Annotated in this window: 19 protein-coding genes; 4 read left to right on the forward strand and 15 right to left on the reverse strand. The window is 36.9% G+C overall.

All coding sequences use genetic code 11. The features are described 5' to 3' along the window. Nucleotides 1-229 precede the first annotated feature (229 nt). The 6 genes from C7D97_RS07010 to C7D97_RS07030 all read right to left on the reverse strand — a co-directional run bounded on the left by C7D97_RS07010 (nt 230) and on the right by C7D97_RS07030 (nt 5,652). Complete coding sequence (locus C7D97_RS07010; RefSeq protein ID WP_105301359.1) at nt 230-2,014, reverse strand: C39 family peptidase; 1,785 nt, start codon at nt 2,012-2,014, stop codon at nt 230-232. A gap of 139 nt (nt 2,015-2,153) precedes the next feature. Continuing rightward, a complete protein-coding gene (locus C7D97_RS07015) occupies nt 2,154-2,849 on the reverse strand; it encodes a TlpA family protein disulfide reductase (protein WP_105301360.1) in 696 nt (231 codons plus the stop codon). After that, complete coding sequence (locus tag C7D97_RS07020; RefSeq protein ID WP_105301361.1) at nt 2,839-3,696, reverse strand: 4Fe-4S binding protein; 858 nt, start codon at nt 3,694-3,696, stop codon at nt 2,839-2,841. The genes C7D97_RS07015 and C7D97_RS07020 overlap by 11 nt, the downstream gene beginning before the upstream one ends. Beyond that, on the reverse strand, nt 3,689-3,835 hold the full coding sequence (locus tag C7D97_RS10590; RefSeq protein WP_162841577.1) for a CD1871A family CXXC motif-containing protein: 147 nt from the start codon (nt 3,833-3,835) through the stop codon (nt 3,689-3,691). The genes C7D97_RS07020 and C7D97_RS10590 overlap by 8 nt, the downstream gene beginning before the upstream one ends. 46 nt (nt 3,836-3,881) lie before the next feature. Continuing rightward, nucleotides 3,882-4,991, reverse strand: a complete 1,110-nt coding sequence (locus C7D97_RS07025) for a sensor histidine kinase (RefSeq protein ID WP_105301362.1) — start codon at nt 4,989-4,991, stop codon at nt 3,882-3,884. Further along, nucleotides 4,981-5,652 (reverse strand): response regulator transcription factor, encoded by a 672-nt coding sequence (locus C7D97_RS07030; RefSeq protein WP_105301363.1) that lies wholly within the window; start codon nt 5,650-5,652, stop codon nt 4,981-4,983. Before C7D97_RS07030 ends, C7D97_RS07025 begins: the two co-directional genes overlap by 11 nt. Nucleotides 5,653-5,808: 156 nt before the next feature. On the opposite strand from C7D97_RS07030, the gene C7D97_RS07035 reads away from it, so the two are divergent. The 3 genes from C7D97_RS07035 to nagE all read left to right on the forward strand — a co-directional run bounded on the left by C7D97_RS07035 (nt 5,809) and on the right by nagE (nt 8,769). Further along, nucleotides 5,809-6,135, forward strand: coding sequence for an LptM family lipoprotein (locus C7D97_RS07035; protein ID WP_105301364.1), 327 nt, complete (start codon nt 5,809-5,811; stop codon nt 6,133-6,135). Between the two features lie 135 nt (nt 6,136-6,270). Continuing rightward, entirely contained in the window at nt 6,271-6,897 is a 627-nt protein-coding gene (locus C7D97_RS07040; RefSeq protein WP_105301365.1) for a PepSY domain-containing protein, read from the forward strand. Nucleotides 6,898-7,254: 357 nt separating this feature from the next. Beyond that, nucleotides 7,255-8,769 carry an N-acetylglucosamine-specific PTS transporter subunit IIBC gene (gene nagE, locus C7D97_RS07045; RefSeq protein ID WP_105301366.1) on the forward strand — a complete coding sequence of 505 codons (1,515 nt, stop codon included), beginning with the start codon at nt 7,255-7,257 and terminating at the stop codon, nt 8,767-8,769. A 363-nt stretch (nt 8,770-9,132) separates the two neighbouring features. On the opposite strand, the gene C7D97_RS07050 is transcribed toward nagE, so the two are convergent. Next, a complete protein-coding gene (locus C7D97_RS07050) occupies nt 9,133-10,377 on the reverse strand; it encodes an FprA family A-type flavoprotein (RefSeq protein ID WP_105301367.1) in 1,245 nt (414 codons plus the stop codon). A gap of 12 nt (nt 10,378-10,389) precedes the next feature. Next, nucleotides 10,390-12,318 (reverse strand): acyl-CoA dehydrogenase family protein, encoded by a 1,929-nt coding sequence (locus C7D97_RS07055; RefSeq protein ID WP_105301368.1) that lies wholly within the window; start codon nt 12,316-12,318, stop codon nt 10,390-10,392. Between the two features lie 294 nt (nt 12,319-12,612). Between C7D97_RS07055 and C7D97_RS07060 the strand changes: the two genes are divergently transcribed. After that, a complete protein-coding gene (locus C7D97_RS07060) occupies nt 12,613-13,299 on the forward strand; it encodes a hypothetical protein (protein ID WP_105301369.1) in 687 nt (228 codons plus the stop codon). 45 nt (nt 13,300-13,344) lie between these two features. Here the strand turns inward: C7D97_RS07060 and C7D97_RS07065 are convergent, their stop codons facing one another. From C7D97_RS07065 to C7D97_RS07095, 7 genes are all read right to left on the reverse strand, one after another. Next, nucleotides 13,345-14,328, reverse strand: coding sequence for a tagatose 1,6-diphosphate aldolase (locus tag C7D97_RS07065; protein ID WP_105301370.1), 984 nt, complete (start codon nt 14,326-14,328; stop codon nt 13,345-13,347). Then, a complete protein-coding gene (locus tag C7D97_RS07070) occupies nt 14,328-15,254 on the reverse strand; it encodes a hexose kinase (protein WP_105301371.1) in 927 nt (308 codons plus the stop codon). Before C7D97_RS07070 ends, C7D97_RS07065 begins: the two co-directional genes overlap by 1 nt. Beyond that, nucleotides 15,251-16,378: an N-acetylglucosamine-6-phosphate deacetylase gene (gene nagA, locus C7D97_RS07075; RefSeq protein ID WP_105301372.1), complete on the reverse strand. Its 1,128-nt coding sequence runs from the start codon at nt 16,376-16,378 to the stop codon at nt 15,251-15,253. Before nagA ends, C7D97_RS07070 begins: the two co-directional genes overlap by 4 nt. 14 nt (nt 16,379-16,392) lie before the next feature. Beyond that, nucleotides 16,393-17,094 (reverse strand): GntR family transcriptional regulator, encoded by a 702-nt coding sequence (locus tag C7D97_RS07080; RefSeq protein ID WP_105301373.1) that lies wholly within the window; start codon nt 17,092-17,094, stop codon nt 16,393-16,395. Nucleotides 17,095-17,099: 5 nt separating this feature from the next. Beyond that, nucleotides 17,100-18,233, reverse strand: coding sequence for an SIS domain-containing protein (locus C7D97_RS07085; protein WP_105301374.1), 1,134 nt, complete (start codon nt 18,231-18,233; stop codon nt 17,100-17,102). A gap of 134 nt (nt 18,234-18,367) precedes the next feature. Further along, a complete protein-coding gene (gene lacG, locus C7D97_RS07090) occupies nt 18,368-19,771 on the reverse strand; it encodes a 6-phospho-beta-galactosidase (RefSeq protein ID WP_205408056.1) in 1,404 nt (467 codons plus the stop codon). After that, nucleotides 19,771-21,507, reverse strand: coding sequence for a lactose-specific PTS transporter subunit EIIC (locus C7D97_RS07095; RefSeq protein WP_105301376.1), 1,737 nt, complete (start codon nt 21,505-21,507; stop codon nt 19,771-19,773). The genes lacG and C7D97_RS07095 overlap by 1 nt, the downstream gene beginning before the upstream one ends. Nucleotides 21,508-21,510: the final 3 nt, after the last annotated feature.

A 21,510-nucleotide genomic window follows, 5' to 3' on the forward strand; every position in this document is an offset into this window, starting at 1 on the left:
TCTTGACATTTGATAGCTGGTCTATACATCTATTATAACCCAAGAAAAGGTTTTTTTGAATAAGATTTCTGGGATTTAAGAATAAAACATAAAATAAAACCATATACATCCTAATAAACTAAAGTTCTACTAGTTTTTTATTTTCTATACTTTGTCCAACCATAGTGTTTCTATAGCCTAAATGATTTTTGCACCAAAAAAAGACGAGCCCAGGGCCCGCCTCAGATTCTTATTTTTTGATAACCCAGCCAACTGTAACTTCCGCCTTTAGTCTTTCGAAAGTATGTTTGTCTAGAGTGTTTCTTTGTGAGTAGTATGGATCGTTTATTGTAAAGTATCCATCCTTGTAGGAGTCTATTACCAAGAAATGGCCTCCATTTATGAAATAACCAGGACCAACTCTTACTACCATAGTTCCAGTCTCTAGGGCTTGGATGAAGGCTTTTTTGTTTACTGGGACATCATAAGAATTTAGTCCATACATCCTTGGAGCTTCCATAAAATATTGCCATTCGGTTCCATCGTTTTCGTAATCATTGGCATCTATGGCTGTATTAGTTGGGTAGATGTCATTTCTATGAAGCTCTCTTGATAAGACCATGGCCATGGCAGTTGGTCCGCAGCCATATCCTGAAAATGTTCCATTCGAAAATCTTCTATTAGCCCATCTAGGATCTCTCTGGGTAAAGTAAGGAGTTTTCCTATTAAGATACTGAGAAAATCCAGGCTCAAAAAGTCCCCTGGTTCCCTTAACCGCTTGTCTAGTGTCGATTTTCCCGATAAGGGTCGCACGGCCATAGCTATCCAGCTTGTATCTGTTGAAGTTAATTACCTTGGTCGTATTGGTCATGGTCTCCTTAGTTAGCTCATCAAATATATATGTTACTCCGCCAATTTTTTGTAGGCCTTCTGCAGGCTTTCCGTCAGAGAAGTAATATCTATCTCCAACCCAGCCTGTAGCAAACTTTCCTGAATGCTTACTAGCTTCACCGTACTTGTTGAAATAGTACCATTGATTGCCAAACTTCTTGTATTGTCTATTAAAAATCTTGCCATTTTGGTCAAAACCGTAGGTGATTCCGTCAATCGTCCTAAGGCCCTTGGTGTATGTTCCATCTTCATTGAAATATCCAAGTTTTCCCTTGGAATAATCCCAACCTATATAATGGGCTATGCCGTTTGCCTCAGAATATATTCTGTCAAAGCCCTTAGTGTTAATCTCGTTACGGGCCATGGCTCCAGTTTCTTTATCGAAGAAATACCTATTAGCTCCCGTATCGTAAAGGCCTCTGGCAAGCTTGCCGTTATTTTGGAAGAAATAGCTCCTGCCTTCTAGGTCTATCCAGCCTGGCTTAGATTTTTCTACTAGGGATAGCTCACCCTTAGAGTTTGCGGTAAACTTTCCTCCATCAGCTATGACTTCATTTCCCTTTACTAGGCCCTTATCCTTATCGAAATAATAGGACTTGCCGGAAAGCTCTCTTTTTCCAGAAAGCTTCTTGCCTTCCTTGTCATAAAGATAGGTCGACTCATCTTTATTAATTAATTTATAATCTCCGCTAACTTTAATTTCATCATCAGCTTTTTTATTGTTTTTCTTAAATATTTCATCTATATCTGAAGTGTCGTAATAGACTATAGGAAGGCTACTTGTGTCTCCTGTGTTAGTCTTAGGGTCTTTCGATATCTCTTCGATTTCTTCTTCCTGCTCGTAAGATAGCGGATCTTCTTCATCAATTTCTTTTAATATCTCAAGGATCTCTTCTTGGTCAATATCCTTTCCTGAAGGATCTTCTTTGGTATCTTGGCTAAGATTATCTTCACTAGGAAGGTCTTCTTTTTTTATATTAACTTCATCTGTGTCTTCGCTAATATTATCAATAGTTTCATTATAAAGGCTTTCTTGATCTATGTTATCCCCTATATTATCTCCTCCATCAGCAAATGAAGGACTTAAGCTTGTAAAGCTAGATAAACATAGCAAAATAGCAATTATCTTCTTTTTATTATTCATCCTCTACTCCTTTAGTATATAACTATTATATAATAAAAGGAGATTTTTAACAACAAAGTAGCAGATAAAACAAAAGACCCAACAATTTATATGGAGAAATAAATTGTGGGGTCTGAGATATTATGATTTGTTTATGAAATTATTTTGCCATTTTGCTGCTTTCTATAGCCGCGTCAATGTTCTTTTGGAGTTTTTCTTGTTGTTCTGGAATGTTTAGGGCTCCTTCTACTGGATCTCCTATTACATTGCCGTTTTTGTCAACTGCTATTGTCGTTGGATATACGAAGATATTTTCTAGGAAGTCCTTGATTTCTCCTTCGTAGTCCACTGCAAGGTTTTTATAAGTTGGCTTTTTGTCTTTCATGATTCTTTCAAAAGCTTCTTTAGTTGAATCATCGTAGTTTACATCTGTACACATTGATACAAAGTCAACTCCCTCTTGCTCTTTTAGTTTTTTAGAATATTCGTTTAGATCATCCATCTCTTCTACGCAAGCAGAACAACCTGTAAACCATAAATTAATTACGGTCGCATCGTTTTTAGCGATGTCTTCTTTAGAATAAGGGTTGCCATCTTGGTCTTTGGATGTAAAGTCTGGAAGCATTTTGTTTTGAGCTTTAGAAGCATCTACAGACTCTGTTTTTTCTTTGTCATCTGCCTTTACCGCTTCTTCTTTCATATCTGAATCTTTGCTGTCGTCTTTTTCGTCTTTTTTGACTTCTTCTTGTTTTGTTTCCGCCATGTCTTTAGCCTTATCGTCTGCCTTTTGCGTGCTGTTTCCACAAGACGTAAGACCTAAAGCTAAAATTAGGGCAAATATTATTTTATTCTTCATTTTCTCTCCTTTGCCTAAATGAGGAAGATATGGCCTTTGTTGGACAATTCTTCTTGCAATCACCGCATCTTATACATTCTAGATGGTGATCATTTTCTCTTATATCCACATCCATCCTACAAACCCTAGCACATTTGCCGCAGTCTATGCATTTGTGCTTATCTACATTCATCTGATAGAAGGAGTATTTGTTAAATAGGGAGTAGAAGGCTCCCAATGGACAAATCCATTTACAGAAGGGTCTGTAAAATACTATAGATAGGATAATCGTTATGATCAAAATCGTAAGCTTGAGGTTAAATAAGCTTCCGAGTCCTAATCTTAGGGATGGGTTTTTGATAGCAAGTGGGATCGCACCTTCTAAGATTCCTTGAGGACAAATATACTTGCAAAATATGGGAGGAACCACTTCGTACTTATCGCCTAGTACAAGTGACATAGCAAGTATTAGTCCTATTAGAATCAGATACTTAACATAGCGCAAGGGCTTTAGTTTTTTAGTACTTAATTTTTTAGAGGGAATCTTCGCCAATAAATCTTGAAAAAATCCAAAGGGGCAAAGAAATCCGCATATAAGCCTTGCAAATATTACTCCAAAAAACATCATAGATCCTATTACATAGTAGGAAAACTTGTATTTTTTGGCACCCATTACAGCTTGCATAGATCCTATGGGGCAAGATCCAGCAGCGCCCGGGCAGGAGTAGCAGTTAAGTCCAGGTACGCAAGCCCTTTTAGTAGAGCCTGTATAGATATTTCCTTTAAAGAAGTTTGGGATATGGATATTTGTAAGTAGAGTCGCTATAGCTTGGATAGCCATACGATTTATATTTTTTATCTTATCCAATTCCTATACACTCCAAACATAACTTAATCGCCTTTCCCAAAACCGTATCCATCTCTCCTCTCATAGCTCCATAAATGATGAAGGCTATTGAGATTAGTAAAAGTAAAATTCCAACATTTCTTCTTTTTTTGTATATCATATCCTTACCTCGATTATATCTTAGCATAGACCTTGTTAAATTTATGTTAAATATTCCTAAATTTTATCAAAAATATTGTTCCCTTAGGATTATTGTCTCTTATTTCTATGATAGCCCCCAGAGTTTCTGCTATATCCTTGGATAGAGAAAGACCTATGCCAAAGCCTTCCTTGTTTCTTGAGTCATCTATTTGATAGAAAAGATCAAATATTTCTTCTTTTTTATCATCTTTAATCCCAATTCCATTATCGGCGATTTTTATTATCGTCTCTTTTTGACCTTGAATTACACTAACATCGACCAACCCGCCATCTTCTGTATATTTGATTGCATTTTCTATTATATTGAAGATAAGCCTTTGGATTAGGACATCATCTGAATTAATGCTTATATTAGAATATTGATAGTCGAGGCTAATATTTTTACTAGAAGCAAAGTCATCTAGGTCAAGAAAAATCTCATCTATCATATTATCGAGATTGACAGATCCTATTTTTATTTTATTTCTCTTGCTTAAAAGCAGGACAGAATCTATAAGCTTCTTAAGTCTCTTTAGATTAGCATCCATAGTTTCAATAAAGTCTAGATTATTCTCGTCGTTATTCTTCTTACTAAAAACATCTACCTGGGCTTGCATTATAGCTATAGGTGTCCTTAGCTCGTGAGCGACATTTGATGAGAATTCCTTTTGCTTTTTGTAATCCTTATAAATCCTTTGGATTAAATCATCAAACTTCTCGGAAAGCTCCTTAATCTCCGTAGGCCCATCGACTACGACGAGCTTTTCTGAAAAGCTATCGGGATTTTCTATATCTACCCTTCCTATCTTATCTTCTAGTTTCTTTAAGGGCTCTAGGGTTTTTTTGATTATAAAAACAAAGGCTAAAGATCCAATTAGGACAACTGACGCTACGACAAAAGCCAAATACACCCTGAAGGAGCTTGTGGATTGGACCTGGGCACTATCTATAAGAAGGACTACAGATTCATTATTTTCTGGAAAATTTCTAGAAAATCCTTCAAAGACTTCCTCCATTATCATAATCTGCTTCCTATTTATAAGAAAGTTTGAAATTAGGACCATCAGTATAAAGATTATTACTATTGAGAAAATTAACCTTGTTATTATAGAATCGTAAGATTTCTTATTTTTCATAAATCTTATAACCCCTGCCTATGACGTTTTCTATGAAATTTTTGCCAGTAGCCTTCTTAATCTTTTTTCTCAAAGAAGACATATGGACCCTTACAGTATTAGAGAAATCATCTGCATTGGAATCCCACACATGATCCATAAGCTCTTCAACGCTTACATACCTTTCCCTATTTAGGAAAAGATACTCGATAATTCCCGTCTCCTTAGCTGTAAGAGTAAGTGGCTTTCCCTCAAAACTCGCCTCTCTTTTTACAGTATCAAAGCATACTCCGTTAATTGTGATATCTTTTTCTTCCATAATAGACTTTCTCCTTAAAAGAGAACGCATCCTCGCATCAAGCTCCTTAAGATCAAAGGGCTTGGTCATATAGTCGTTGGCTCCAAAGTCAAGACCTCTTACCCTATCATCTATGTCACTTCTTGCTGTAAGCATTATAATATTTACTTCCTTGTCAAATTGTCTTATATCTCTTAGGACCTCAAATCCATCCTTCTTAGGTAAATTAATGTCTAGGATAATAATGTCATAATTTTCTATGTAGGCTAGATCTATCGCCTCTTTCCCATCCTTTGCCGTATCTGTAACATAACCCAAAAGGCTTAGGCCTTCATCAAGAAGTCTTAAAAGCTTTCTTTCGTCTTCAACTATCAGTACTTTCATCTATTCTCCTCCTATTAATTAAAAATTATATCATAAATAGATTAATTTCTAGTTAAGAATTATTAATTATTTTAAAAAATGTTTTACAAAAAATGTTTTGGGTATATAATAAATACGTAACAATTCATTGTTAACGAAAATAAGGGAGTGATAAAAATGAAAAGAAACAAATTAGCAGCAATGTTACTAGTTGCATCATTTGCACTTGCAGGTTGTGGAAACAACGCTGACAAAGAAGCTAAACCAGCTGAAACAAAAGTTGAAGAAAAAGCAACCGACGCAAAAGAATCTGTAGACGAAAAAGCTGAAGACAAAAAAGATGCTATAGATGAAAAAGCTGAAGATGCAAAAGACGCAGTAGATGAAAAAGCTGATGACACAAAAGACTCTGTAGACAAAAAAGCTGATGACGCTAAAGACGCTGCAAAAGACGCTGCAGAAGAAGAATTAGAAACAGAAGATAACGCAGGAGAAAACAAATAGTTTTATCCTATTGAGCTGGCCTAGGCCGGCTCTTTTTAATTATAAGCTCTTATACCAATATTTTAAAACTAAACTTTACATTTATTAAGTTTGTGTTATAATATCTTTATGAAGAAAAACAATTAAGGAGAGTATATGAATAAAAAATTTTTAGCCCTTGCACTTTCTGCAGGAATGATTTTTGCAGCTTGTGGCAACAATACTGATACAAATACTAACGAAACTAACGAAAAAGCTGAGACAAAGGTAGAAGATGTAAAAGATTCTGCCAAAGATGCGAAAGATTCTGCCAAAGAAACAAAAGATGATGTAGAAACTGCAGTAAAGACTGCAACAAGCGACATCAAAGAAGTAAAAATCGACCTCGATGGAGCAGTTGACAAATTCAAAGAAACTTTCTCCGACGAAGAAATAGCTATAGAAGGTGTTTCTCTAGAACTTGAAAATGGAGAATATGAATACGAAATCGAAGGTAGAAAAGACAACAAAGAATACAGCTTAACTCTTGATGCCAACACAGCTGATATCAAGGCTCAAAACGAAGAAGACGATGACGATAACGAAACAGCTGAGCCAATCGACTTTGCAGCAGTTATAAGCCCAGAAGAAGCAATGGATAAGGCCCTAACAGGTCAAGAAGATGCCAAAGTTGTTGAGTGGAGCCTATCAACAGATGATGGCAAGACAAAATACGAAATCGACGTAGAAAATGGAGACGACAAAGAAGTAGACGCCCTAACAGGAGAAGTGGTAGACGACTAATCCTTAATCTATGAAATGATAATCCGATTACAGAAAGTATCTGTTATAGGATTATCTATAAAATCTAAATTCAGGCGGGGAAGCTATAAATTCAATAAGCCTTCCTCGCTTTTTATATTCTAAATTTTAAGCTTAGAAGATAGATATAGCTTAGTAAATTATGATTCGAACAAAGATTATAGAATCCAATTAAACTAAGCTCTTATCTAATTATTCCAAATTTCCTATAAGAAAATTTTTATAGATAAACTATATACTATCAAGAGATTTCTCTCTAACATCTTATTATAAAATATTGAAATACGCCTTATTAGTGTGATAAAATTATAGTGTAAACGTTTTATATAGGAGGTAGTTATGAAGGAAAAACTACAAAGATTAGGGCAATCCCTAATGCAACCAGTCGCTGTAATGCCTCTTGCAGCTCTTCTTTTGGGTATAGGTTATGCAATCGACCCAGACTTATGGGGAGGTGGATCACCAATAGCAGCCTTCTTAATCTCTGCTGGAGGATCAATCCTCGACAATTTAGGTATTATTTTTGCAGTTGGTATAGCATACGGTATAGCTCACGACAACCACGGAGCCAGTGCTCTAGCAGGTCTTGTATCATTTTTGACCATTATAAGATTGCTCGCTCCAAACACAGTAGCCATGCTTTCAGGCTTGGATTTAGAAACATGGACTGCAGCTGATGAATTTAGGGCAACAGCCTTTGGAACAATGGGAAACGGCAATGTATTTGTTGGAATCTTATCAGGTATTATCGGTGGATTTGCTTACAACAAATTCTTCTCAACTAAACTTCCTGATTTCTTGGCCTTTTTCTCAGGTAGAAGACTTGTTCCAATCATGGCTTCATTTATGGCCATGGTCGCTTCAGGAATCCTCTTTATCCTTTGGCCAATCATTTATGTAGGACTTGTTAATTTCGGACAAATCCTCCTAAATCTAGGTCCAGTAGGTGCAGGAATATATGCTTTCTTTAACAGACTTTTAATCCCTACAGGTCTTCACCACGCCCTTAACCAAGTATTCTGGTTCGACCTTGTAGGAATCAACGACATTCCTAACTTCTTGGGTAATGTTCAAGAATCAATCACAAAGGTCTATCACCCAGGAATGTATCAAGCCGGATTTTTCCCAATCATGATGTTCGGTCTTCCAGGAGCCGCCCTTGCTATTATCAAAAAGGCTGATAATGATAAGAAACAATCAACCAAGGCCATAATGATAGCCGCAGCTCTAGCATCTTTTGCAACAGGAGTTACAGAACCGCTTGAATTCTCATTTATGTTCGCTGCTCCACAACTTTACCTAATCCACGCTGCTTTTACCGGCATATCTGTCTTTATTGCAGCAAGTCTAAAGGCTTACGCAGGATTTGGTTTTTCTGCAGGACTAGTAGACTTTATCCTTTCACTAAAAAACCCAATGCACGCCAATATCCTAATACTTGTAATTATGGGTATAGTGTATTTTGCTCTTTACTATTTTGTCTTTAGTGTTTTGATAGAAAAATGGGATATAGCTACACCAGGTAGGAAAACAGAAGATACAGGGAAAGTTAGACCAGATGATAAAAGCGCACTAGAAGAAGAAAACGAGAAAAAGATAGTTCACTCAAATTCTTACGAGAAGACAGCGGCGGTAATATTAGAAGGTCTCGGTGGCAAGGAAAATATCGACACCACAAGCTATTGTACAACAAGGCTTAGACTAACAGTCCATGACCAAGAAAAGGTAAGTGACGAAAGAATAAAGGAAGCAGGAGTAGCTGGAGTTATGAAGCCAGGCCCTAAGGCTGTCCAAGTAATCATAGGACCACAAGTCCAAGCTGTTTACGATGAATTTATGAAACTAATTAAATAGCATATTCTCTCCGTTAATAAACTCCTAGATTTTAATTGATCTGGGAGTTTTTGGATTGGATTTAAAGCTTAATTTATTTTAATAATTCTTATAACAATTATTAGGTTCTAGAATAATTTTCTTACAGAAAAACAAATAATTAGAAAACTCTTATAATTTTCTGTCTTAGACTTTGCAAAAATAATAAAAAGCTCAAGTCTCAAAAAACATAAGACATCTAGATTTAAAAATCCATAATCCAAATCATCCCTTGTTAAATTTTAGTTTTTTATTTTCAGATACTAGCATATTAATTTCCAAAACAAAAGCCTCCCGCATTGGGGAGGTTTTCTGAGTTAAACAGCATAATATATAATACTTGATTTATTTCTTTTGTGAAGCAGCCTTTTCTTTTTCTTCTCTACGTTTCTTCATAGAGTCTTTGATTCCTTCAACTATAGCGTCCATATCGCCTTCTTTTGATGATTTAAGGCTTGATACTATATCGAGTCCTTCTGGAAGTACGTCCATTAGTCTCATTTCTTCGTCTAGGAATTTCTCCATTTTTTCTGCTGCTTGTGGAGCCCATGTACCATTTCCTATGATTGAAACAGCTCTGTTTTGTAAGTTTAGAGCAGCCATATCGTTTAGGAAGTCCTTCATCTTTGGATAGATACCTAGGTTGTAGGTTACAGATGCTAAAACTAGGTTAGAGTATTTGAATGTTTCAGCTATTAGGGTAGAAACATCTGTGTTTGATACGTCTCTTAGTGAGATATCTGTAATTCCTGCTTCGCATAATTTACTTGCAAGGGCTTGGGCTGCAAATTCTGTATTACCATACATTGATGCATATACGATTAACACACCTTCTTTTTCAGGCTCATAGGTTGCCCAGTGAACGTATTTATCAATAATATAGCCGAAATTATCTCTCCATACTAGGCCGTGAAGTGGGCAGATATATTTAAGGTCTAGGCCACCTGCTTTTTCTAGGGCTTTTTGTACGAATGTACCGTATTTACCTACGATATTTGTGTAGTATCTACGTCCTTCGTCTAGGTAGTCTCTATCCCAATCTACTTCGTCAGCAAATAATCTACCGTTGTTTGCTATAAATGAACCAAAGGCGTCAGCTGAGAATAATACCTTATCTGTACTATCATAGCTCATTAGAACTTCTGGCCAGTGAACCATTGGTGCTTCTACAAATGTAAATTCGTGTTTACCAAAGCTAAATGTATCGCCTTCTTTTACTTCGATGTATCTATCATCTACATGATAACCAAATTGTCTCATAAACATAACTCCCTTTTCAGAAGAGATTATCTTCATGTTTGGATATCTTTGTAGCATAAGTTCTATAGCTGAGCAGTGGTCTGGTTCCATGTGGTGAACTATCATGTAGTCTAGGTCACGACCATCTAGAACTCTTGCTATATTTACCATATATTCTCTTGTTACAGCCCAATCTATTGAATCGATTAGAACTGTTTTTTCGTCCATTAGTAGGTATGAGTTGTAAGAGACTCCTTGAGGAATAGGAAATATATTCTCAAATAAGGCAAGTCTTCTATCATCCCCACCTACATAATATAAATCATCTGTTACTTTTCTAACTGTATACATTAAATCCTCCTACTACTTTCTGTCTTCTGGGAATTCAACTTTGATGAATTCTTCTTTAGCTTCTCCAGAAACTGGACTTACCCATTCATCTGGCAATTTGTCAAATGGTGTTCCTGGTTCAACTCCTTGTGTAGGATCGCCTACTTCTGGGTCATATTCGTAACCAGATCCCAAATCCACGTAAATATCTTCTTTGGGAGCCATTTTCCTTGGTTTAGATCTTTTCATCTTCTTCATAGGTGGTGCTGGTTTCTTTTCTTCTCCATTATCAAGTTCTTTGATAAGTAGTGGAAGGATTACCATAGCATCGCCTACGATACCGTAGTCACAGTTATTAAAGATTGGAGCATTAGCGCTGCTGTTGATTGCAACGATTGTTGAAGCGTTTTTCATTCCCTTCAAGTGTTGACCTGCTCCTGATACTCCAACTCCGATATAGAGGTTACCCTTAAAGGTTTGACCACTCATACCGATGTATCTTTCTAGTGGAATGTATTTAAGTGTTTCTGCAACTGGTCTTGATGATGAAATAGCTGCACCTGCTTGGTAAGCTAGATCTTCGATTAGTTTCATGTTTTTCTTCTCACCAATACCACGACCTGCTACAACTACTCTTTGTGCTTCTGGGATTGGTGTGTTTGGATCGATTCCAACTGTGAAGTCATATCCGTCTTTTTTAAGAGCTGCAACTAATTTTTCAACTGCTTCTTTTGGATCACCTGTGTAGATTTCTTTCTTACGTAAGCCTGCTATTGGGCCAGCATCTTTGCCTCTTCCCCCTGCTCTTTTCATCTTTGGAGCACGACCTACAGTATTAGCACCTACTACAACTCTCATGATCTCGTTAGTTCCTTCGTAGATTTGTGTAATCTTAGCGTCTCTGAAGAATCTTTCAACATCAACACCCTTGATAAATCCAGAACCACCATAAACTTGTACAGCTTCTGTTGCTATCTTCATAGCAAGGTCTGATGCAACTTGTTTAGCCATAGCAGCTTCTGCAGAATATCTTTCGTGATTTTCTTTAAGTTCTGCTGCATGATAAATCATAAGTCTAGCACCATGTAGGTGGGTTGCCATGTCAGCAAGTTTAAAGGTATTTGCTTGTAAGTGAGCTATTGGAAGACCGAATTGTTCACGTTCTTTAGCATAAGCTAGGGCAGATTCATAAGCGCCTTGGCCTATACCTAAAGCTTGAGATGCTATACCAATTCTACCACCATCTAGGGTAGCCATAGCGATCTTAAATCCTTGACCTTCCTTACCTAGTAAGTTTTCTTTTGGAACCTTAACATTTTCAAAGTGAAGTTCAGCTGTAGAAGATGATCTGATACCTAGCTTGTCGTAGTGATCAGAGAAGGTGAAGCCTTCGAAATCTTTTTCTACTATGAAAGCTGAAATTCCATGTGTTCCTATACCTGGTGTAGTAACCGCGAATACTACATATGTATCAGCTTTTGGAGCATTTGTAATAAATATCTTTTTACCATTAAGGATGTAGTTATCACCATCAAGTTCTGCTGTTGTTTCTGTTCCACCAGCGTCTGAACCTGCGTTTTCTTCTGTAAGTCCAAATCCACCGAGTTTTTCACCCTTAGCAAGTGGAGTTAGGTATTTTTTCTTTTGTTCTTCTGTACCAAAAGCAAAAATTGGCCATGAACCTAAAGATGTGTGTGCTGAACAAATTACACCAACACCACCGTCTACTCTTGATAATTCTTCTACAACGATTGCATAAGAAATAACGTCAAGACCTTGACCACCGTATTCTTTAGGATAAGGTATTCCTAAGAATCCTAATTCTCCCATTTCTTTAACTATGTCATCTGGGAATTCATTCTTTTGATCTAGGTCGAATGCTATTGGTTTTACTTTTTCTTCAGCAAAAGCTCTAACTTTTTTACGTAGGGCCTCATGTTGATCTGTTGTCTTAAAAAGCATAAAATCCTCCTTTTATAATTGTCATCTACTTAAATTGTAGCCTTAATAAAAAGATTTGTCAAATATATTTACCTGTCAAAATATTTATAAAATTCTTACTAATATCTCTAAAATTTTTATGAAATAGTTTAATTTTAGCTAAGAAATTCTACTATATTTTAAGATAAATCGAAAGCAAATCTAAAAAGCTTTTCCTAGTTTATATATAGCCCATTTCTAATACTTTTAATCGTTTATTTTTTATAAATATACTAAAGATTCGAAATAGGGGTAAAATAGCCTAGAGGTGAAAATATGAAAAAATCAATTAAAAATATCTCCATCTTACTAGTTTTATCCCTATTTATTAGCTCATGTAGTAATAAAGAAAATAAAGAAGATAAAAATAGTAAGGCAGAAATTACAGAAAAAGCTGATCAAAAATCTAAGAATGAAGAAAAAAATGAAGAGCAAAAATCCAAGGATAAGGAAAAAATAAAGAAAGATAAAGAGGAGAAAAAGGAAGAAAAAAAAGAAGCTCCTAAGGACGAAGATTTAGAAAATAAGAAGGAGCAAGAAGAAAGTCCTTCTGAAGATAAAAAAATCCAAGAGGACTCTCCTTCAGAAAGTGAAGATTTCCTAGCTGATGGCCAATACTTGACTATCCTTGCCTCTGAAGGCGGCGGGAAAGCCCAGGGTACTATAGGATATTGCCAAGAAGCCTTCGCAGACGCTTCTACAAGCACTTTTACTATAAAGGGTAGCCTATCCTATAGCGAAGAGGTCGGAACCTTGGATGACTACCAAATAATGGCAAATTCGACCTATGACTTCTCCTTTGATGAGGATACAGTCTTTCAAACTACAAGCGGCATGGCCGAGCCTCAAATCATGACAGTAGATGAGTTTAATTCCTACCTAGAAGAATGTAAGGACACAGGTCTAGGCCTTGTACTCGTAATCGAAAATGGCCTTGTAAAAAGCGCTAGTATTTCTTCTTAAAATAAAATGCAGAAAGCAAAATCTCCTTGCTTCCTGCATTATTTTTTATTCTTCTATTTTCTCAAAAACAGAGTGAGCTGTTTCTTTTAATACTTCATTTAGGGTTTGGATGTTTTCTTTTCCTGTTGTTTCTAGCCATTTTTTGGCTTCTTCTTGATCTTTACCAAATATTTCTACTGAATCTTTCCAAGTTGCTCTACCGCAGAGAACTCCGTTGAAGTTTGAGTCTGCTTCTTTGGCAAGTTTTAATGTTTCTTGGAATAGTTCTGCAGTAATTCCACCTGATAGGAAGATGAATGGTAGGTTAGTTGAGTCTGATTGGTCTTTGAAGTGTTTGATTGCTTCCTCTCTTGTGTAAACTGCTTCTTCCTTGCCGAGTCCTTCTACGAAGTTCATATTGGTTGGTGTTTCAACCTTAAGAACGTCTACCTTGTATTTTGGATCAGAGAATTCTTTCATAGCAGTATTTACCTTGTGTGGTCTTACCTTTGCGTATTCAGCATTTTTTTCAGATTCCATATTTCTATCATAAGTGATGATTTCCAAGAAATGTGGAAGTCCTAGGCCTTCACATTCGTAGCCTACTCTTTCTACCCAAGCTCTTTTGATGTCATTTGTTTCTTCTTCATCATCACAGTCGTAGTAGAGAAGGGTCTTTATAGCGTTAGCTCCCATTTCTTTTGCTCTAAGTACGCTCATGAAGTTAATAAGTCTTGGAAGTCTTCCTTCATCGTATTCATCATAACCTGTTTGCTCGTAGCTTAGGATAAGGCCTGCATTATCTGCCCTAGCTGCAATTCCTTTTTCTCCATAGATTGGGTCAAGTAGGATTGATGAGGCAAATGGTGTTAGTTCTTTTGAAACTAATTCCTTGTATGCTCCTATTCCTTCTACATTGTTAAGGTCAGGATTAGCTTTACCCATCATCTTTTCCATTGAACCTCTTTGGTCAATTGCAAGGGCAGCTATGGCTCCTTCTTCATTGATTAATTGTTTAAGATTTTCTAGTTTTTCTTGTGAAATTTTCATTATACTTCCTCCACTTTTATTTCTTCAAAATATTTGTCAAACTTTTCTATTTCTATATGGGCGATTTCTTCTGTTAGAACATTTAATAGACCACAAGTCATTGAAGTCTTTATTATTTCTTCGTCAGATTTTCCTTCATCTATTGCAAAAAGCGCCCCTGCAAGGGATGAATCACCGCTTCCTACTGGATTTACGGCTTCTACTTTTGGAACCTTGGCATTGTAGATTTTATCTTTAATCTTAACCATTGCTCCATCTTTTCCCATAGACACTATTATATATGGGATATCCTTAAATGGTTCTTGCTTTAGAATTTCCTTAAGGTCTTTCTTTTCTATTTTTCTGCCTAATACGTCAGCTATTTCTGTTTCGTTAGGCTTTATGAGGTCTGGTTTTTCTTCTGCATTGATCATGTCCTTAAGGGTATTGCCAGAAGTGTCTACTGAGACGAATTTATCATGTTTTTTGGCATATTTTATTATCTCTTTGTAGAAATCACTTGTAAGCCCCTTAGGAAGGGATCCTGATATATTTATTATATTACAGCCCTCGCTTATTTGATCAAGCTTATTTAGGAATTCTTCTTCCTCTTCTTTACTTATAGTTGGGCCTGCCTCGAGGATTTCGGTTTGCTTACCTTCGTGAAGGATGGCTATACAATTTCTCGTATCGCCCTTAATCTTAACAAATCTTGCCTCTTGGCCTCTATTTTCTAGGCCTTCTTCTATAAATTCTCCAAGTTTTCCCCCTGCAAATCCTGAGTGTACAGGCTTACTTCCCAATTCTTTTAGAACATATCCAACATGGATTCCCTTACCACCAGCATGCTTTTCTATATCACTAGTTCTTGTAACATCATCTATGTTGAACTTTTCTAATTGGTAGGAAATATCTACAGAAGGGTTCGCTGTTATCGTTAGTATCATCCAAATACCCTTTCTCCATTTAGGAAGGTCGCAGTAAGGTCTAAGTTATCATCAAGGACTATGAAGTCTGCGTCATAGCCTTCGTGAATCTTGCCGCATACATCGTCGATTCCGACAGACTTGGCAGGAATAAGGCTTGCCATTTGGATAGCCTCAAAGACATCTGCAATCTCCCATTCTACAACATTTTTGACAGCTTCTTTAAGTTTTAAGATAGATCCTGCAAGGTTTCCGCTGTCTTTTAATCTTGCTGTTCCATCTTTTACTATTACAGGATAGTCTCCTAACTTGTAATCTCCTTCAGCCATACCACCTGCTGACATACAATCTGTAATAAGAGCTATCCTATCTCTTCCCTTTGCGTCCATCAAGATCTCTGCTGCGGCAGGATTTACGTGATGGCCGTCACATATTAATTCTCCTATAGAATCAGTCTTCATAGCAGCTCCCACCATTCCAGGATTTCTGTGATGGAGGCCACTCATGCCATTATATACATGGACAAAGATATCAGCTCCAGCATCTACTGCCTCTACTGCCCTTTCAAAGCTCGCATCAGAATGGCCTAGGGCAACTCTTACGCCCATAGCGTTGGCTTTTTTGATAAAGTCGATTGCCCCATCTCTTTCTGGAGCAATGGCAATTTTATTTACAAGGCCCTTAGAGAGCTCTTTCCACCTTTTTAGCTTATCTATAGAAGGATCAGACATGTAGGAAGGATTTTGGGCTCCCTTATACTTTTCTGTGAAGAAAGGCCCCTCAAGGAAGACTCCACGAACCTTGGCACCTTCTACGTCTTCGTATTCTTCGCCAATTACCTCACAAGCCTTATCGAGCTTTTCTGTAGTATCTGTAAGGGTTGTTGGAAGAAAGCTTGTAACTCCACATTCCAAAATCCCCTTGGATATTTCATTTAGATAGCCCTTTTCACAATCCATGATGTCCTTACCGGCATAGCCGTGAATGTGGGTATCTACAAGACCTGGAGCTATTATCTCTCCCAAGTATTCAAACTCTTCTGGCTTATCTTTGGAAAATGACTTCACTTTCCCATCTTCCACTTCCATATAATAATCTTCTAAAACTTTATCTTCTAGCACTATATATTTTGCTGAATAATACATTTAATCTCCTTAGCTTATCTCGGACTATAACTCGTTTCATAGTAGAACTTGTCTCCTCTGGCGTAGGATATAGTATATTCTAATAAATTCTCGTCAAAATCAAAACTTTTTCTTATAATCTTAAGACTTGGGGCATCAGGTCTCTGTCCCAAGAAGCCTGCAATCTTTTTAGTCAAATTCCCAACAGAAAACTTCTCATTTACTGTGAAAATCGCAGCATTTGATTCATCAAATATATCATAGAGGGGCTTTTTACTTACAAGCTCCCTAGAAATATTAGTAAACCTCTCATAGGGAATGTAAGTTGTCTCATACATCATAGGCTCATCATCTGCAAGCCTAAGCCTAACAAGCTCAATCACCAAGTCCATATTCTCAAGCTTCATCTGCCCTGCCAAGTCCTTGTTGGCTTTCTTGATCCTAAAGTCGATTATCTCAGACTTTGGCTTCATACCATTGGCTATGGTCCTCTGGGTAAAGGAATAGTAATTTGAAAGATTGTCCCTCAAATTATGCTTACCTGTAACAAAACTCCCCTTGCCTTGGATTTGAACTATAAGACCACTATTGACTAGCTCTCCTATAGCATTTCTAATAGTCGTCCTACTCACATCGTAGTCAATGCAAAGCTGCCTTTCAGAAGGAATCTTGTCTCCCTTTTCCATAGTGGAGATTTTCTCTGTAATATCCTTTATAATCTCAGAATAAAGACTCATAAGCCCTACTTATCGTACTCGTGGATAGTAACTCCCTTTACAACCCTGTTTACTGTGTGAGACTTGGAAGGATTGTCTGGAGTATTTCCTACCCTTAGAGAAGTTATGAGACTTATAAGTTGAGCTACCATAGCAAATAAGACACAAAGATAAGCATCTCCTAGTCCGTCTACTTTATAAACCAACTTATCGAAGTCTCCTTCGACTTCTTCGCTTGAGACTCCTATTATCCTTTTGGCGATACCATCTAGACATAGCTCATCTAAAATATCCTTATCATATTGTCTTGTGTAAGGGTTTGATGATAGGAAGGATACGATCAAGGTCCTATCATCCACAAAAGACTTTGGACCATGTCTAAAGCCCATGCTTGACTCATACATGCTTGCTATCTTACCAGCAGTAAGCTCAAGGACCTTAAGTCTTGCCTCATTGGTAAGCTTATATAAAGGACCACTTCCTAAATAGATTATCCTGTCAAAATCAAAATCTACTAGACTTTCAATATTTTCCTTATCATCAAGGATCTCTCTTCCAGCCTTTGCTAGCTTTTTGACAGCTTCTTCTTTGTCTATAGATGACTTATCAAAAATCAAAAGACTTGTCAAAAGCATAGAAGTAAAAGAGCTTGTCATAGCAAAACCCTTGTCATTTGTACCAGCCGGTTCTATAAATACGTAAGATTTTTCATCATCATATAATTTCTCAGCAAGCTTGCCATCTTCAGCACAAGTGATAGCTAGATTATAAAAATCATCCACCAAGCTTTCTAAAAGCTCTACCGCAGCTAGAGACTCAGGAGAATTACCGCTTCTTGCAAAAGAAACTAGAAGCGTCTTTCTATCTTTCTTAAAGTGAAGATAAGGAGATGAAACCAAATCCGTTGTAGCAACAGACTCAAATTCAAAATCACCATGGGCCTTTAAGTATTCCTTGGCGATATTGCCTACATACTCACTAGTACCAGCACCCGTAAAGATAACCCTAGCGCCTTTTGCCTTAGCCAAAAATTCTTCTATACCATTTTTTCTTTCACTATATTCTTTATAAACAAGCTCCCAAATAGTCGCTTGTTGAAAAATCTCACTATAAGTATTTATAGCATCATTTTTCTTAATATAATCTGAATCTAAAAACATTTATACCTCCTACTGGTAACTACCACTATAATTATATAAGCTATGGCTTCTTAAGTCAACCAGTATAGCCAATGATTCCTAAATTCAGCTAAAAAGATTATATTATTTTCTATAAGTGAGATAAACTAATGCCTTTACTTAAGCTCCTTTGTCTCAGCTAACTCCTTATACCAGTAGGCAGATTTTTTTGGATACCTTTCTTGAGTATCGAAGTCCACATAGAAGAGCCCGTATCTTTTCTCATAACCATTAGACCATGAAAACACATCCATTAATGACCACAAGAAATAGCCTCTTACGTCAGCTCCGTCATCTATAGCATCACAGATTGCTTCGAAGTGTTGCTTGATATAGTCAATTCTTGCATCGTCATAGACAGTTCCATCTTTGAACTCATCCTTATATCCAAGACCATTTTCTGTAATATAGATCTTCTTGTAGTTAGGATAGTCTCTTTTCACTCTCATTATCTGATCGTAAAGTCCTTTTGGATATATCATCCAGTCCCAGTCTGTTCTTGGAACATCTACATCAAACATCCTCTTGCCGACTCCCTTGATTTGATAAACTGATCCACCCTTTACACCTTTTCCGTTGTGAGTAATTTCAGTTTTTCCATCAAAGTGAGCCATCCAGTCACTCATATAGTAATTTATTCCCAAAAAGTCGTTTAAGTCTTTTGCCTTAGATAGGGTTTCAATGTCTTCATCTCTTATATCAAGACTACCACCATTTACCTCGAGGATGTGCTTTACGCCCTCCATGGTTTCTTCTGAATATTTACCAAGATAGGTCGCATCCAGTATGAATTTGTTATGAATTATATCTTCAAGTTCTGCTGCTCTTACATCTCTTTCGTCTGTAGGATCGTAAGGATATTTAGTAGGTAGGGCATGGACTATTCCAATCTCCCCATCATAACCTTTCTCCTTGTAGTATAGAACCGCCTTTGCGTGAGCAAGCACCATGTTATGGTGGGATTGGAAGACTTTCCCTAAGTCATACTTTATTCCAGGAGGGAATTTACCTACTAGATACTGTCCATCACCTATAGGTCCTATTTCATTGAATGTTGTCCAAAAATTTACTTCCTTAAATTCTTCAAAGCAAAACTTAGCATAGTTTACGAAATGTTCAATATTTTCTCTATTTAGGAAATCTCCATTTGAGTGTAAGGCTTCTGGCGTATCAAAATGATGAAGTGTTACAAATGCTTCAACTCCCCTTTTTTTACATTCAGCAAATACCCTATGGTAGAAGTCAACACCTTTTTGGTTAACTTCTCCAAATCCTGTAGGGAATATTCTAGACCATGCTATAGAGATTCTTATTCCATTTACACCGAACTCTTCTGCAAGTTTTAAGTCTACTGGATATTTATGATAAAAATCACTTGCAGGTTCAGCTGTGTACCAATAATTATCTTCAAGGTACTTATCCCAAGCCACTGGCCCTTTGCCGTCAGTTTTTGTTGCACCTTCGCATTGATAGGCGGCTGTTGCGCCTCCGAATATAAAATTTTCTGGTAGTTTTCTCATTATTTCATACTTTCTTTTACGAAATCAAGTGAAGCTTGACCATCTCTTGAAAGTCCAATATATTGGGCTCCTTGGGTCTTTACTAGCTTGATTCCCAGTGGATCAGTTTCTTTTTTCATATCTTCATAGTTTGAAGCAACTTGTGGGGCAAGGATTACTAGATCAAAATCTGGCAATATGTTTCTGTGAGCTCCATAACTATCAGCTACTGCTGACACATTAGCTCCATGTTCTTCTGCAGCGTCATTTAGGGCATTTGCTAGAAGTCCACTTGTTCCTCCTCCTGCACAAAGAACGAGTACATTGATAGGCTTATCATCCTCTGTATTTTCTGAAGGTTTTTCCTCTACAGTTTCTTTCTTTTCAACCTCTTCTTTTTTATTATCAGCTAAAATCTTATCAGCTTTTTCTGTATCGAAGTTAGCCTTTACTTTTTCTTGAAGCTCGCTAGAACCATCTGTCTTTCCAGACCTTTCCTCTTCTAAAATTTGTTTGTCATACACCTTAAAGAAAGGATAGTAAATGATAGTATCTACTATTAGTAAAATAACGATCAAGATTATCGCCTTAACTTGGAAGTTAAGTCCTAAAAGCATAGCCAGTGGAGCTGGTGTTGTCCAAGGTAGGTTGGTTGTAAAGCTGTTCATTCCAAGGGTATCAACAAAGAACTTAAATATCCATACATTCACGATTGGAGCAAAGATAAATGGTATAAAGAAAACTGGGTTTAGTACTATAGGAGCACCGAATAGGATTGGCTCGTTTACACCAAAGAAGGTTGGCACAACTGATGCCCTTCCTACTACCTTGTTTCTCTTTGATTTTGCCAAAAGCATAAACATAAATGGAACTACAAGCGTTGCACCTGTACCACCTAAAGTTACTATAAACATTTGTGTACCAGATGTAATTACCTTATCCGCATGTTGTCCTGCCTGCATTAAGCCAAGGTTTATCTCCACATTTGAGTATGAAACTGCTGCTATAGCCGGTTCTACTATTGATGGTCCGTGGATACCTACAAACCAGAAAAAGGCAATGGCACCAAATATAAGGGTAAGGCCAATATAACCATCAGCTGCTTGGAAAAGTGGAGCGAGTCCTAAACTTATTGATTCTGCAACACTTGAGCCAGATATATTTCTTACAATAATATCTACAATGTATAGTATAACTACCGCTAGAGAAAATGGTATTAAGTCTGTAAAAACCCTGGAAATGTTTGGTGGCACTTCTTTTGGCATCTTTATTGTAACATCATTTCTCATACATACCTTGTAGATATTTACAGTAACAAAGGCTGCTATGAAAGCTGTAATAAGACCCTTAGTTCCCATAAAACCACTTAAGAATCCACCTTCTTCTGCAGGGTCTGATGATAAAATTAAAAATCCAATCATAGACGCAAGTATAGTAGACATGAAGTTGATTTGTTTTCTCTTATCCATAGTCCTATTTACCATATCAGTAAATGATTTGGCAGTAGTTCCTGCTACTAGAAATCCTAAAATTCCCATAGAATAGTTGTATGGTTTCATAAGCATTTCTACTGTCTTATCACTCCATACGAAACCAAATGCATTTGGCACAAATGCGATAAGGATAAAGATACTTGAAAATAGAACCACTGGCATACCAGCTATAAAACCATCCCTAATAGATCTCAGGTAGATGTTTCTAGATAATTTTTCGAAAAATGGCTTAAGCTTTTCGATTCTTTCAACTAACTTATCCATTTA

It is taken from the genome of Anaerococcus marasmi, assembly GCF_900290195.1.
Lineage (GTDB): Bacteria > Bacillota > Clostridia > Tissierellales > Peptoniphilaceae > Anaerococcus > Anaerococcus marasmi.

Coding starts and splice junctions, on each gene's coding strand:
- C7D97_RS07060 (WP_105301369.1), top strand. CDS start 12,613: ATGAAAAAATCAATTAAAAATATCTCCATCTTACTAGTTTTATCCCTA.
- nagE (WP_105301366.1), top strand. CDS start 7,255: ATGAAGGAAAAACTACAAAGATTAGGGCAATCCCTAATGCAACCAGTC.
- C7D97_RS07035 (WP_105301364.1), top strand. CDS start 5,809: ATGAAAAGAAACAAATTAGCAGCAATGTTACTAGTTGCATCATTTGCA.
- nagA (WP_105301372.1), bottom strand. CDS start 16,378: ATGTATTATTCAGCAAAATATATAGTGCTAGAAGATAAAGTTTTAGAA.
- C7D97_RS07080 (WP_105301373.1), bottom strand. CDS start 17,094: ATGAGTCTTTATTCTGAGATTATAAAGGATATTACAGAGAAAATCTCC.
- C7D97_RS07040 (WP_105301365.1), top strand. CDS start 6,271: ATGAATAAAAAATTTTTAGCCCTTGCACTTTCTGCAGGAATGATTTTT.
- C7D97_RS07085 (WP_105301374.1), bottom strand. CDS start 18,233: ATGTTTTTAGATTCAGATTATATTAAGAAAAATGATGCTATAAATACT.
- C7D97_RS07095 (WP_105301376.1), bottom strand. CDS start 21,507: ATGGATAAGTTAGTTGAAAGAATCGAAAAGCTTAAGCCATTTTTCGAA.
- C7D97_RS07050 (WP_105301367.1), bottom strand. CDS start 10,377: ATGTATACAGTTAGAAAAGTAACAGATGATTTATATTATGTAGGTGGG.
- C7D97_RS07015 (WP_105301360.1), bottom strand. CDS start 2,849: ATGAAGAATAAAATAATATTTGCCCTAATTTTAGCTTTAGGTCTTACG.
- C7D97_RS07065 (WP_105301370.1), bottom strand. CDS start 14,328: ATGAAAATTTCACAAGAAAAACTAGAAAATCTTAAACAATTAATCAAT.
- C7D97_RS07025 (WP_105301362.1), bottom strand. CDS start 4,991: ATGAAAAATAAGAAATCTTACGATTCTATAATAACAAGGTTAATTTTC.
- C7D97_RS07070 (WP_105301371.1), bottom strand. CDS start 15,254: ATGATACTAACGATAACAGCGAACCCTTCTGTAGATATTTCCTACCAA.
- C7D97_RS10590 (WP_162841577.1), bottom strand. CDS start 3,835: ATGATATACAAAAAAAGAAGAAATGTTGGAATTTTACTTTTACTAATC.
- lacG (WP_205408056.1), bottom strand. CDS start 19,771: ATGAGAAAACTACCAGAAAATTTTATATTCGGAGGCGCAACAGCCGCC.
- C7D97_RS07055 (WP_105301368.1), bottom strand. CDS start 12,318: ATGCTTTTTAAGACAACAGATCAACATGAGGCCCTACGTAAAAAAGTT.
- C7D97_RS07030 (WP_105301363.1), bottom strand. CDS start 5,652: ATGAAAGTACTGATAGTTGAAGACGAAAGAAAGCTTTTAAGACTTCTT.
- C7D97_RS07010 (WP_105301359.1), bottom strand. CDS start 2,014: ATGAATAATAAAAAGAAGATAATTGCTATTTTGCTATGTTTATCTAGC.